The 12,631-nt window shown below is 50.5% G+C and carries 13 protein-coding genes and 1 pseudogene; 4 read left to right on the forward strand and 10 right to left on the reverse strand.

The window, feature by feature from the left end:
- Positions 1-963, forward strand: coding sequence for a DegT/DnrJ/EryC1/StrS family aminotransferase (locus MTH_RS03380; protein ID WP_010876360.1), 963 nt, complete (start codon positions 1-3; stop codon positions 961-963).
- Here the strand turns inward: MTH_RS03380 and cgi121 are convergent.
- The 5 genes from cgi121 to MTH_RS03405 form a co-directional block, all read right to left on the reverse strand.
- Positions 950-1,420, reverse strand: coding sequence for a KEOPS complex subunit Cgi121 (gene cgi121, locus MTH_RS03385; RefSeq protein WP_010876361.1), 471 nt, complete (start codon positions 1,418-1,420; stop codon positions 950-952). The two genes, MTH_RS03380 and cgi121, sit on opposite strands and share 14 nt — an antisense overlap.
- Positions 1,421-1,430: 10 nt before the next feature.
- Entirely contained in the window at positions 1,431-2,921 is a 1,491-nt protein-coding gene (locus MTH_RS03390; protein ID WP_010876362.1) for a 2-isopropylmalate synthase, read from the reverse strand.
- Between the two features lie 149 nt (positions 2,922-3,070).
- Positions 3,071-4,075 (reverse strand): TIGR01177 family methyltransferase, encoded by a 1,005-nt coding sequence (locus MTH_RS03395; RefSeq protein WP_238374239.1) that lies wholly within the window; start codon positions 4,073-4,075, stop codon positions 3,071-3,073.
- On the reverse strand, positions 4,072-5,199 hold the full coding sequence (locus MTH_RS03400) for a geranylgeranyl reductase family protein (protein WP_010876364.1): 1,128 nt from the start codon (positions 5,197-5,199) through the stop codon (positions 4,072-4,074). The genes MTH_RS03395 and MTH_RS03400 overlap by 4 nt, the downstream gene beginning before the upstream one ends.
- Before the next feature lie 149 nt (positions 5,200-5,348).
- A complete protein-coding gene (locus MTH_RS03405; RefSeq protein ID WP_010876365.1) occupies positions 5,349-5,963 on the reverse strand; it encodes a PH domain-containing protein in 615 nt (204 codons plus the stop codon).
- 143 nt (positions 5,964-6,106) lie between these two features.
- Here MTH_RS03405 and MTH_RS03410 point away from each other — a divergent pair, with 143 nt between their 5' ends.
- Positions 6,107-6,826, forward strand: a complete 720-nt coding sequence (locus MTH_RS03410) for a UPF0280 family protein (protein ID WP_048060890.1) — start codon at positions 6,107-6,109, stop codon at positions 6,824-6,826.
- A 226-nt stretch (positions 6,827-7,052) separates the two neighbouring features.
- On the opposite strand, the gene MTH_RS03415 is transcribed toward MTH_RS03410, so the two are convergent.
- Positions 7,053-8,285, reverse strand: coding sequence for a proteasome-activating nucleotidase (locus tag MTH_RS03415; protein ID WP_010876367.1), 1,233 nt, complete (start codon positions 8,283-8,285; stop codon positions 7,053-7,055).
- A 106-nt stretch (positions 8,286-8,391) separates the two neighbouring features.
- Here MTH_RS03415 and MTH_RS03420 point away from each other — a divergent pair, with 106 nt between their 5' ends.
- Positions 8,392-8,859: a multiprotein bridging factor aMBF1 gene (locus MTH_RS03420; protein WP_010876368.1), complete on the forward strand. Its 468-nt coding sequence runs from the start codon at positions 8,392-8,394 to the stop codon at positions 8,857-8,859.
- 126 nt (positions 8,860-8,985) lie between these two features.
- Here the strand turns inward: MTH_RS03420 and MTH_RS03425 are convergent, their stop codons facing one another.
- The 4 genes and pseudogenes from MTH_RS03425 to MTH_RS03440 form a co-directional block, all read right to left on the reverse strand.
- Entirely contained in the window at positions 8,986-9,336 is a 351-nt protein-coding gene (locus MTH_RS03425; protein WP_010876369.1) for a DUF356 domain-containing protein, read from the reverse strand.
- A gap of 3 nt (positions 9,337-9,339) precedes the next feature.
- Positions 9,340-10,597, reverse strand: a pseudogene (locus MTH_RS03430) (hypothetical protein).
- Positions 10,597-11,040 carry a hypothetical protein gene (locus MTH_RS03435; protein WP_010876372.1) on the reverse strand — a complete coding sequence of 148 codons (444 nt, stop codon included), beginning with the start codon at positions 11,038-11,040 and terminating at the stop codon, positions 10,597-10,599. The pseudogene MTH_RS03430 and the gene MTH_RS03435 overlap by 1 nt, the downstream one beginning before the upstream one ends.
- Before the next feature lie 194 nt (positions 11,041-11,234).
- A complete protein-coding gene (locus MTH_RS03440; protein ID WP_338101046.1) occupies positions 11,235-12,287 on the reverse strand; it encodes a Mur ligase family protein in 1,053 nt (350 codons plus the stop codon).
- A gap of 22 nt (positions 12,288-12,309) precedes the next feature.
- Here MTH_RS03440 and MTH_RS10230 point away from each other — a divergent pair, with 22 nt between their 5' ends.
- Positions 12,310-12,603, forward strand: a complete 294-nt coding sequence (locus tag MTH_RS10230; protein ID WP_338101047.1) for a hypothetical protein — start codon at positions 12,310-12,312, stop codon at positions 12,601-12,603.
- The last annotated feature ends 28 nt before the right edge of the window (positions 12,604-12,631 follow it).

Consider the following 12,631-nt stretch of genomic DNA (forward strand, 5'->3'; position numbering starts at 1 on the left):
ATGAAGCTGAAATTCAGAGAACCCTCTGCAGAGGCGAGGAGGGCCGTGTGCCGCTCTGCACTCTACGGTGAGAAACATGACCCTGAGGCCCGGATCAGGAAGGTGACCGGACACAGATACGCCAGGTTACTCAACAGCGGAAATGCGGCCATACTTCTCCTGGCCCACCGCCTTGAGGGGCCCCTCCTGGTACCCGACCAGGGGGGCTGGAGGGGATTTATGAGGATCCCCGAGATAACCGGAAGGGAGGTCCTGACCGTGAAGACAGACCTTGGGCTCCTGGACCCGGAGGTCCTCGATGCAAGGCTGACTGAGACAGGTGCCAGTGCACTCCTTGTGACGAGCTTTGCAGGTTACACGGCAGAACAGCCCATCAGGGAACTTGCAGATGTCTGCAGATCCCACGGGGCTCTTCTGGTTGAGGACGCCTCAGGTAGCGTCTCAGACCCCCTTGAGAGACTCTGCAATGGCAAAATCAGTGACATCATAATAGCATCCACAGGTGCCCCGAAGACCGTGAACGCAGGTGGTGGGGGATTCATATCAACATCAGTCCCGCAAATTGTGCAGCAGGACATGCTCCTCTCCTCCCTCAAAGCTGACCCATACGTGAGGGCGGCTGTGGCCCTTGAGCTGGAAGCTGCAGAGAGGAACCTTACAGAGACCCTCAGAGCCTGCAGCTACCTCAAGGAGAACCTTGAAGGGGTCCTGCACCCCGATAAGAGGGGTATAAACGTCATAATACCATCCAGTGATCCCCGTGGTGATGTGAAGCGCCTCAGAAAGGTTATAAACGCCGACGGTAGAAGCATATTCACTCCCTGTCCCTCCTATGACCGGGTCCTTGAGAATGCAGTTGCAGTTGAGGTTAAAAACCTTGATGTGGGTTCTCTGACCCCTGAAAACCTTGAGGCGATGGCCGAGTTAATCTCTTCAACCATGGGGGCGACTAGGCCACGGTGAGCATTGTGGTCCTCTCCAGGAGGGCCTCTCCAACACCGACTGTCTCAGCCTCCCCTCCAAGGTCGTAGATCCTCCTCAGATATTCCTCATCAGGTTCGAGGACCCCATCATCCCTTTCAAAAATTGAATCCAGAAATTTAATCACTTCATCTCCACAGTCAACAAGGACGGCACAGATCTCCATTTCACCCTCTTTGATGCCCAGGAGCTCAATGGTCCTGCTTATCTGCCTCATACCCGCAACGCGGAGGCATATCTCTATCCCCATGTCACTGGAGATGTTCTGGCCCCTCTCAAAGGCCTTCAGTGCATGGATTGCCCCATGGATGGCATGTTCCCTGCCTGCAACTGCCCTGGCATCCATAAGCTGAACCGTGCATGGAAAACCTTTCATCTCATCAAGGAGCCCCGTGAGGTCTCTGACAACTCCACGGTAGCCTCTAACGTCTAAATTCATATTAGCACCCTCAATGAGTCCCTTCAGATTTTTCATTTGCCAGGAGCCTGTTAACACCGCTGAGGAAGGCCTCGACACTGGCCATTATGATGTCTGGCTGTGTGCTCCTTGCACTTATTATCCTGTCCCCGTGTCTGAGTTTTATGACAACGTCTATGAGGGCATCTGTACCCCCTGTGATGGCATCCACGTGGTACTCCTCAAGTGTTATGTCTGCAAAGTCCTCGAGGCTCTTCTTTATGGCAACTATCGCTGCGTCCACGGGACCAACACCGGTACCTGCCTCAAGTACCTCCCTGTCATCGACTCGGAGCTTGACGGATGCTGTGGGCGTCACCCGGTTACCTGAGACTATGGTGACCTCCTGGAGGTCAACCACCTTGTCCTCCATGACCCCGAGGACATCCTCGGCTATTGCCTGGAGATCCACATCGGTAACGCATTTACCCATATCCCCCAGTGTCTTGACCCTCCTGAATATCTCCATGAGTTTATCATCGGCGACCTTCATTCCGAGTTCATCAAGTCGCTTCCTGAGGGCATGGGTGCCTATATGTTTGCCCATCACGAACCCTCTCCCGTGACCAACCATCTCAGGTGTTATTGGCTCATAGGTTTCAGCCTTCTTGAGGACACCGTCGGCGTGTATCCCTGATTCATGGGCGAAGGCATTTTCTCCCACTATGGCCTTGTTTGGCTGGAGGTATACACCGGTCATCCTTGCAACCATCCTCGATGTCTCATAGAGCATCTCTATGTTGATACTGGTGTCCACATCATAGAGGGATTTAAGGGCCACGACAACCTCCTCAAGGGCTGCGTTGCCTGCCCTTTCACCTATACCGTTTATTGTTGCATGGACCTCCGATGCCCCCGCCCTTAGACCTGCAAGGGAGTTTGCGACTGCAAGGCCGAAGTCGTTGTGGCAGTGCACACTCAGTGGTGCCCCGAGTTCTGAGAGTCCCCTGTAGAACTCATAGGAACGTTCTGGTGTGAGTATGCCGACGGTGTCACAGGCGCATATCCTCTCTGCACCGGCCTCTATACCCTCCCTGAAGATGGTCCGGAGGAAGTCCATGTCACTTCTTGTTGAGTCCTCTGCTGAGAGTTCGACCAGAATACCATGGTCCACTGCATACTCTGTGCAGTCCACCGCCTGCTCGAGGACCTCCTCCCTTGTCTTTCGGAGTTTGTGTTCAAGGTGCAGGTCAGATGTTGGGACCACCAGGTGCACACTGTCAACGTCACATGAGATTGCAGCGTCTATGTCCTCCCGCACAGCCCTTGCGAAGCTGCAGATCTCTGCCCTCAAACCCTCTGATGTGATTTTCCTGATACCTTCCCTTTCACCCTCTGATGTGATTGCTGAGCCTGCCTCAATGATGTCTGCGCCCAGTGCATCGATTTTGAGTGCTATTCTCAGTTTTTCCTCAGGGGTGAGTGAAACCCCCGGTGTCTGTTCTCCATCCCTCAGTGTGGTATCAAGTACTCTAACCTGCAATTTAATCCCCTTTAAGGTGTTCGGAAAATAGTTATGTAGAGTTTGGTTTTAAATGGTATATATGGTTAAGTGCCCATTTATGTGCAGTGGATACTGGCGATTTCATCGTCTGTGGTACCGGTATCAGATACCAGCCTCCACCTGACGTACTAAACCCTCTCAATGACCCTTATAACCCTTGTGAGGCTCCTGTGCATCCTCATTGAGTACCTCTCCCTGATGCTGAATCTTTCATCAATGAGGCTCTCCAGGTCGAGGTAGTGGGGTGCTGCCATGCAGATCATGCCCCCCTCTGCAAGGTTTGAGTGTGCAGAGTCCAGGAATTCCCTGTAAAGCTTCTCACTCTTCTCACCTGCAGTTGAAGCTGATATACCGTAGGGGGGATCGGTCACTATGGCGTCGACCTTCTCGTCGAGCCTCAGATCCCTTGCATCAGACCTTATAACCTCGAAGTCGGTTATACCGTAATGCTGAAGGTTTTCACGGGTGCCCTCAACCATCCTCCAGTCTATATCGGCCCCCACAACCCTCACACCCATGAGGCCCGCCTCTATGAGTATCCCGCCTGTACCGCAGAAGGGGTCAAGGATCCTGTCACCTGCCTTCACCCCTGAGAGGTTGACCATGCACCTTGCGAGTTTGGGGCTCATTGAACCAGGGTAGAAGAAGGGTCTCTTGTGGGGTCTGGCCTGGTTGAAGTGTTCCTTGCTGATGACTGCGAGCCTCCTTGTGAGTATGAACCTGTCATTAATGAGTACCGGTCTTATCAGGGTCCAGGGCTTCTCAAGGTCAACCTTCAGTCCAGTATCCTCCTTTATGATCGCTCCGATGGTCCTCTCGAGTGTCCTGGAATCCACATCGCCACACAGTTTTCTTATCCTCACCGCGAAGCTTTCCCTGACGTATTTACTCCAGTCAATTTCCTCTGCAGCATCATCCAGATCATCAGCAGCCGCATATCCTATGACCTCAGAGATCTCATGGGCATAGGCTAACCTTTTTTTAAGGATCTTCCATGTACTCCTGGGAGCATCTATGACCTCATATCCACTTCCGGATTCAATAACACTGAAATCTATCCCCTCCGACATCAAAACGGACCTTAGTTCCGCCGATGGGAGTTCAGGGTGCTCCTGTGAGAGTAACACCATCATTTCCATATTCCTGCCACCTTAGACGTGAGGATGGATGGTATTATCCTGAACAGGATTCCCCTCTTCAGGAACTCCCTGATGAGGGGTGTCTGTCTGTCCATGTCCCCGTATTCTGATATTATATCCTCTGCACCGTACTCCTTCATCTTAAGGAATATGTGGTCAAGGTCCTTGTCTGAGAGTAGTCTGAAGGTCCTCTGAACCCTCATCTGGTTCTTCATCTCTGACATGTGGATCTTCCTGCAGGCATCCTCATATTCTTTGAGGTCTGCATCCCCCTCAAGGACCCCCTGGATGACCTCTGCCGCCACCCCTGCAGCACGGGAAGCCAGAACTATGCCCCCACCAGTTGTGGGTTTAACCTGCCCGGCAGCATCTCCAAGAAGAATGCATCTCCCCCTTACGAGTCTCAAATCAAGGTCTGGTCTGGGGATGAACCCATGGTGGGACTCAAGGATCTCAAAGTCGCTGCTGAGGTCTGAGATGAAGCCTTTAAGGAATTCCTTCAGGTTCTGCTGGGGTCCGAAGACACCCACCCTCGCCGTCTGTTCATCTATGGGTATCCTCCACATAAAGCCCGGAGAGAGGCGGGAGTCAACCTTGAGGTCCACGAAGTCAGTGTCCATCTCACTGTCCCTGAACCTCACAAGGTACTGTCTCGCAGGGTACCTGCTGGGTGCGGCGGACTGCCCCCTTGCATCCACAAGAACATCCGCACTGAGTTCATCGCCATTTACCCTGACATGACCTGTTTTCTCATTGAAATCCCTCACCGCAGTTCCCTTCGTCAACTCTGCGCCTGCTTCCATCGCGAGTTCTGCAAGATGCTGGTCATAGGCTGTCCTGTCAATTACATGGGCCTCTGGTCTGTCCTTAGAAACCCTGAGTTTTATGCCTGATGGTGAATGGAGAACAGCGCCCCTCACACTGTTCAGTATAAATTCATCAGGGAGCACGTTAACCTCCATTATTCTGTGTGATACGAGTCCTGCACACTGAAGTGGCAGACCGATTATCTTCTTCCTCTCAAAGAGGCCAACCCTGAATCCTTTAGTGGCTGTGAGCCTTGCAAGGGTTGAACCGGCAGGCCCGGCCCCCATTATGAGAACATCGTAATCAGTCATCCCTGCCCTCCCTTCTGTATCTCTTAAATTTCCTTGAGTGTCTCTCCATTATGGATTCATCACCGCGCCTATCCACCGCAAACTTACCGTCAGATCCCATGGATTCATCACCGCGCCTATCCACCACAAACTTACCGTCAGATTCCTTCTCATCCTACGGGTCTCCAGAATTCCGGGTCTGCAAATCCTGGCTCCCTCCTTCTACTGGATGATAGTTCCCTGAGGATCTCCTCTACATCATCATATCCCCTCTCTGTGAACCTGCTAATATGGTACTCAATCTTTGAGGGGGATGGTGCATCCCTGAGTATTATGTTGGTGCCCTCGTGGCCCCCATGGATCTCCAGATCCGCAGAGTCAAGGAGCCTCTCTGTTATGCTCTGTGAGAAGGATACGTCCACTATCTTCCTGTGGTTTATGTAGTATCTCCTCTTCCATAGGACCCCCTCCTCAACCATGACCCTCTGGTCGGTGATTATGTAGCGCCTGTTCCTCCAGGAGATCACATCCCAGAGGATGGAGAGGAGGATTATGATTATTATGCCTGTAAGAAGCCATGCGACCTTCTCAGCTACTGTGACACCATAATTTGCAATCAGGAGATTGTCAAGTGCCCCGGCTCCCTCAACTATCCACTGGAAGAGGTATAGTATTATCACGGCTGACAGGGCCTTTATTATGGTTGATTTTGAGTTGAGGATGAACCGCGGCCTTGTCTCATATAAAATTCTCTCACCTGGATGTAACCTGTCCCTGCCAAACATGTTATCACAGAACTGACATATAGTTGTTAAAAGAAGTTAACTACAATGAGGATTAATTTGTTGTATATGTTTTTATATGTAATGGTTGGAGATTGATCCCCTCTGATGTCTCATTTAATGTATTAGAGAGCTGGTGTGGAACCATGGAAAGGATAGTTATCGGTGAGACCCGCATAAATCTCAGGACAGAACTAAGGAACCATGGACTCTCTGGATTCGTTCTGGGAGAGAGGATGAAGCTCATGGATTATATCCGGAGAAATCCCGAGTTTTTAACATCCCTTGAACCCATAGTGGTGTCTGAGGGCCCTCTCATCGTCAGGATGATGTCCCGGGCCTCACGGAAGGCTGAGGTTGGACCCATGGCATCGGTTGCAGGGACAATATCCCAGCTCTCACTCATGCACCTCATGGGTAAGGGTTCGCGGTGCAGCATAATCGACAACGGCGGTGACATCGCCCTTGTTAACAACCGCAAAATCACTGTGGGTCTCTATGCTGGATCTTCATCACTCTCAGGGACTGTGGGCTTCCTTCTGAAGCCAGGCGGTCCCAGGGGTGTATGCACATCCTCGGGGACTGTGGGGCACTCCATAAGCTTCGGGAGGGCAGATTCTGTGACAGTTTTTGCATCTGAGGCCAGCACAGCAGACGCCCTTGCAACCTCAATAGCAAACAGTGCGAATGGCCCTGATGATATATCAGCCGTTGAGAATGCCCTTGAAAGGGCTGATGACTTCAGGGAGCATTTCCGGGGTGTTATGGTTGTGGTGGGTGAACATGCAGGTACCGTCGGCAGAATACCTCGACTTGTAATGACTGATAGAAAGGCTGTTCTTGGTGACCTCTGGGATGAGGTATAGGAATAACTAAGGGCTTTAACCAGATACAATGACACCAGACAGAATAAGTAAATAAGTAATTCCCTAACACTGCAAAATTAGAAGAGCACCTGATCCTAAGAACAGAATTTAATGCGATCTAGTTAACCACTTTAAAAAGAAGTGGGGTTATAGATTACAGCCTCAGATCGCCCATCAGTCATCACTTCTCAGAGCTCATAGGGTTCATCACAGGCCATAATCAGTATTAACCGAACATCACGCCGGTTTCCTGTTTGTATTCCTCCTCCTTCTCAACACCCATTATCTTATCAACGGCATCCATGAAGTCAGCCATTGTGACCTCATCACGCTCATCCCTGATTGCAAACATACCTGCCTCGGTACATATTGCCTTGAGGTCTGCGCCTGATGCCCCATCGGTTATCCTTGCAAGGAGTTCAATATCGACCTCCTCTGCAAGGGCCATTCCTGAGGTGTGTATCTTGAGTATCTCCCTTCTACCATCCTCATTTGGTAGAGGTACCTCAATGAACCTGTCAAATCTTCCTGGACGGAGGAGTGCCGGGTCAAGTATGTCTGGTCTGTTGGTTGCTGCAACTATACCGACATTACCCCTTGATTCGAATCCATCAAGCTCTGCAAGGAGCTGCATGAGTGTCCTCTGAACCTCCCTGTCACCGCTTGTTGAACTCTTAAGCCTCTTGGCTGCCACGGCGTCAATTTCGTCTATGAATATTATGCTCGGGGATTTCTCCTTGGCCAGCTCAAAGACTCCCCTCACGAGCCTTGCGCCCTCACCTATGTATTTCCTGACGAACTCTGATGCAACTATCTTTATGAATGTTGCATTGGTCTCATGGGCGACGGCCTTTGCCAGGAGTGTTTTACCTGTACCAGGTGGTCCATAGAGGAGTACGCCCTTGGGTGGCTCTATACCTATCTTTTCAAAGAGTTCCGGTTTTTTGAGCGGTAATTCAACTGTCTCCTTGACCTCGCGTACCTGTTCCTCAAGGCCACCTATCTGCTCATAGGAGACATCTGGTTTTTCCTCGACTTCCATGCCCGTCACAACGGGGTCCTTCTCAGATGGAAGTACATCCACTATGCTGAAGGTCTGCTGGTTCAGTGCAACCCTTGCACCGGGCTCCAGCTGCTTTCTATCTATGAATCTTGAATAATTTATTACGAAGTGGGGTCCGGTTGTACTCTTAACTGCGACCCTGTGATCATCAAGAACCTCTGTTACTGTGGCTATGACCAGTGGAGGGGTTCTGAACCTTTCGATTTCACCACGAAGGGATTTAACTTCCCTGTCAAGCCTTGTCCTCTCATTTTCAATTAAAAGTTTGTCCTTCTCAAGTTTTCTGATTTTCCACATCAGATTTCTTTTTGTCTTGGAGTTTTCCTCTTTAAGCATTCTAACTTCTTTTTTGAGGTCCTCAATCTTTTTTAATACATTCTGGGAGTTATTTTCCATGATTTTAGAACACTCCTATTTAAATTTTGTTGTATACTATCTTGTTTCTAGTAATATTTAAATATTGGGGTGGGATAAATCTAGTATAAAATAAAAAGGGATCTTCATGAGATGCGAGATTTGCGGTAAAAAGATTGTTGGAAAACCTTTAAAGACAAAAATCGATAGTTCAGTCATGGAAGTATGCAGGGAATGCTCAAAGTTCGGTAAAATCATCAGAGAACCCACAACACCCCGTAAAAAAAGTTTCAGGAAGCCCCAGAAAAGGTCCAGGAGACCCATGGATACCGTGTACGAGGTCGTTGAGGACTACGGAAGGATCATAAGAACTGAAAGGGAGAAGAGGGACTGGTCAAGGGAGGATCTCGCTGAGAGGATCAACGAGAAGGTATCCGTCATAAACAGGATTGAATCCGAGAGGATGGAACCCGATATTAAGCTCGCAAGGAAGCTTGAAAGGCTCCTCAAAATAAAACTCCTTGAAAAATTTGAGGCCGATGATCTGGAGAAATCAGAGGGTGGCGGGTTCCGCGGAGCCACGATAGGTGACATTGCAAGAATAAAGAGGGGTTAAAGTCCCAAAAAAATTATTTCTAAAAATTATTTTAGACACCCACGGCGGATGTTGCAGGAATAAAAATGGATTAAAGTCCATTTTCTAAAAATTATTTTAGAATCCCATTTCATCCGAATTTTCTCTTCAACTACCCTTATGGGAATAGTATCCCCTGAGGACCCTCAGACCGCCGAACATCTCCCTGAGGTCATTGTATTCATCGTATTCACTGCTAACCACTATCACATGTGCCGGGGGGTGTATCCTTCTGATGGCCATTATGCTTCTGGTGTCATCCTCCTCCACCTCAACGGCTGCCGCCACAGAGGACTTCATGCGGAGTTCCCCGAGTATGGATGATGCCATCCTGTCTGCAATATCATTCCTCAGAATCCTGGGTTTTCCACGGACCTTAAGGCCGGCATGCCTTTCAAGGTCCGCTATGGCGTTCAGAATTTTTTTCCTGCTATCTGCCCTCAGAATTATTAGAGACACGTTTTAACCCCTTCTGAATGAACTTATAAGGCTGCTCCTGAAGAGGACGAGGAGCACCATGATGAATCCCAGTGCCGTCTGGATGTTACCGAGTATCTCAAGGAGCCCTGAACTAACGGGCAGTTCCATCGGAGGGGCTGTCCTATCATCTGGTAGGGGTGTGTAGTAGACACCTACAGCCCTTGAACTTGGCTTCACATTTATGTCCTTTGGCTCCACATAGTTGACTCCCACAAGGAACCCATTCTTTATGGCCCTGTTTATGGATCTGGCTATTGCCTCTGCACTGTAACCGTTCTTCTTCACCGATGCCCTTACAATCTCCTGGGTTGTCTGAACAACACCGGCCTCCTCTGTCCCGTAGACCGAGACAGATACAGAGCCGTTGGTCACGGTTATGGCGTCCTTGAGAGCCTCATATGCATAGATAACCTTTAACTTGCTGCCATCCACCGGACAGGTCTGGTAGTTCTCTGCAGCAGGGTACCCTATGCTCCAGCCACACTCATCGCATACCTTGACGTAGGGTTCATCCATTGGGTAACCGGTCTCATTGAGGTCCGCTGGTGTGAACATGTCCCCTGTGGATACCCCTGAGACAAGGTTAACTGCACCACCACCATACTTTTCACCGGCGTCCTTTGAAACCTCCTCAAAGACCTTTCCCACGATGTAAGTGGCAGAGTAGCCGTCCCTTATCATCTTACCTATGTTAACGGCTGTCTCCTGACGTACACGGGTTGCTGTACCATACTTGGGGTTTCCATGCGTGTTCCTCAGGTGTATTATGGCTCCCCTCTTACCTGGAGGAAGAACCGCAAGACCCCCAGAGTAGGGTGTAACTGTTATGGTACCGTCATCCTCCACGATAACCACGTAGGCATCGAAGGAACCACCCACAGCTGCACCTATGCTGGGACCTCCGCACATGACCCTGATTCCCTGGTAACTGTTGGCTGCTGATGCCGCCTCAGCCGCTGTTGCACCATTCTCCAGGCGGTTTATAACGTCCATTATTGCCATGAGCCTCGGTGTTGAATGCACCTTCACCACCTGAGAGGACAGCGAACCTCTTCTCCTTGGACATGAGGAAGGTTGACTGGAACATGTTCTGGGCGAAGGACATACTCCCGGCTGCAGCACCATTAGGATCCGCTCCTGTGGGGTCTGTGATTACAATAACGTTCATTGTGGCGGATACCGGACCTATAAGCAGGTTGAAGATGAATATGAGAGCTAACAGTCTACCGAGCCTGTTCATCAGCCCACTCCCCCTGTTCTGTTGGTAACTTTAACCGTGGCGAAGTCCTCGATAACATTAACAGTGACTATGCCTGTTCTGGTGTCCACCTTCACATCAGCGGCTGCTATGGGCGTTACACGGGTGCCGGGAATTGTTGTCATCTTAACAAACTTCTCGGCATTCTCCATCGCCTCTGAAAGGGGAACCTTTCTCTTGGAGGTTACAAGCACCTCTCCCTTTATGTAGCTTCCGGGCCGGAAACCCGCAGCATATACATTTGCTTTTATGGAGGACAGTGGAACTATATCGTTACCCTTAACTATGACACCTGCTATTGGAACTCCACCTGTATCCTCCATTGATGATGCGTAGGCAAGATAGGTCATAGCACGACCTGAGAGGATCAGGATGAATGCCAGCAGGAGTATCACGAGGGTATCCCTTCTGATCTTTATGAGCATAACAGTTCACCTTTAACTGCGTTTCATCACAGTTACTGAATAGTTAGTTCTCTGACTCCATCTTTATAAAGATTGACCACAGAAATGAACATCCATCCAATGCAGAGCTGAAACCGGACCCCCTGAATCCACCGCAGAGATGGACTCCCGATCACGGCTGAGACCAGGAACCGTTACAAGCTGCGATACAGTAGTCACATCCTGATCTCATCTATTATCCCTGCAGCCGGGTCCATTCCCTGGGCTCCGAGGAGGAGGATGGTATCATGGGGTTTCGCGGCATCCAGCACCATCCTCAGGGCGTCCCTGAGTTTCTCCACGTGGATGTAGGATGCACCCCTCTCATCAAGGACCCCAAGGAATGCTCTTCTCTCATTTTCAAGTACCCTGTTCTGTTCATCAACAACGTCACTGCTTGAGGTTACTATGAGTTCTGCATTGAGGCCCCTGAGGGAATCTGCAAGGGCGGCTGCGTTCATCACATTTATATCCTCTCCACGGGAGCCCCTGATGGCATTCACCACCCACAGCCTCCCCCTGAGATTCGCTGCAGCGCTCCTCACGGTGAACCTGATACCTGAGGGGTTGTGGGCGAAGTCGTCTATGACAAGGGGCTCAGTCATGAGGACCGAAAACCTCCTCTTGAGGGGCCTGTATGTTTTAACACCCATCCTTATGTCCTCGGGGGAGAAGCCCAGTTCCAGACATGCTGCAGCGGCAGCCAGGGTGTTCTGTATGAAGTGCTCACTCCTGAAGGGGAGTTCCTCTGCAGGGATTATGAGGTCCCCTCCAATGTGGATGCCCTCCCCATCATACCTCACAGGGGAGTCCGAGCCGTAAAAGACCACACTGAGACCCGGGTTCACATGGGCCATTGCCCTCACACGTTCATCGTCGGCATTGAGTACAGCCACCCCAGATTCGATGGCCCTCAGGGCCCCTGCTACCTCCCTGAAGACATCTTCCACAGATTCAACAAGTCCTATATGGTCCATTGCAACGTTTGTTATGACGACCACCTCAGGCCCTATGGCTGCGGTCATCATGCGGGCGTGGTCCCTCATGACCCTTCCAAGCCACCCCTGCACCTCTGAGACCTCTATAACCATGAATTCAGGTGCCCCATCAGATGAGGCCTCGGCTATCTGCTGTGATACCACAGGGTCTATGAGGGTGTTGAACTCTGACCTTGAATCTGTGTTTGTGTAGGATGAAGCACCGGTGGTCTCTATTATATGATGGATCATGTGGGTTGTGGTGGACTTCCCATTGGTACCCGTGACCACAACCCTTCTGGAGGAGGGGGCGAATCGCTCTATTGTCCAGGAGAGTGCAAGGGCATTTGCATTCTCAATCCTGTCAACGAGGATAACCGGGAGCCCGTGCTCTTCGGCTAGCCTGGAAGACTTTCCCCGGAGATCCTGGGTTATGATGGCGGATACACCCCTTTCTGAGGCGATTTCAATGCCCTTCTCATCGATCCAGTGTCTTATAACAATGTCACCTGCTTCAGCAGCTCCAAGGGTCGTGAATATCCCCGAAATGCTCTATCTGGACCTTTGAGTCTTCCTGAAATCTTATCTGCGATTTC

The organism is Methanothermobacter thermautotrophicus str. Delta H, from assembly GCF_000008645.1.
Lineage (GTDB): Archaea > Methanobacteriota > Methanobacteria > Methanobacteriales > Methanothermobacteraceae > Methanothermobacter > Methanothermobacter thermautotrophicus.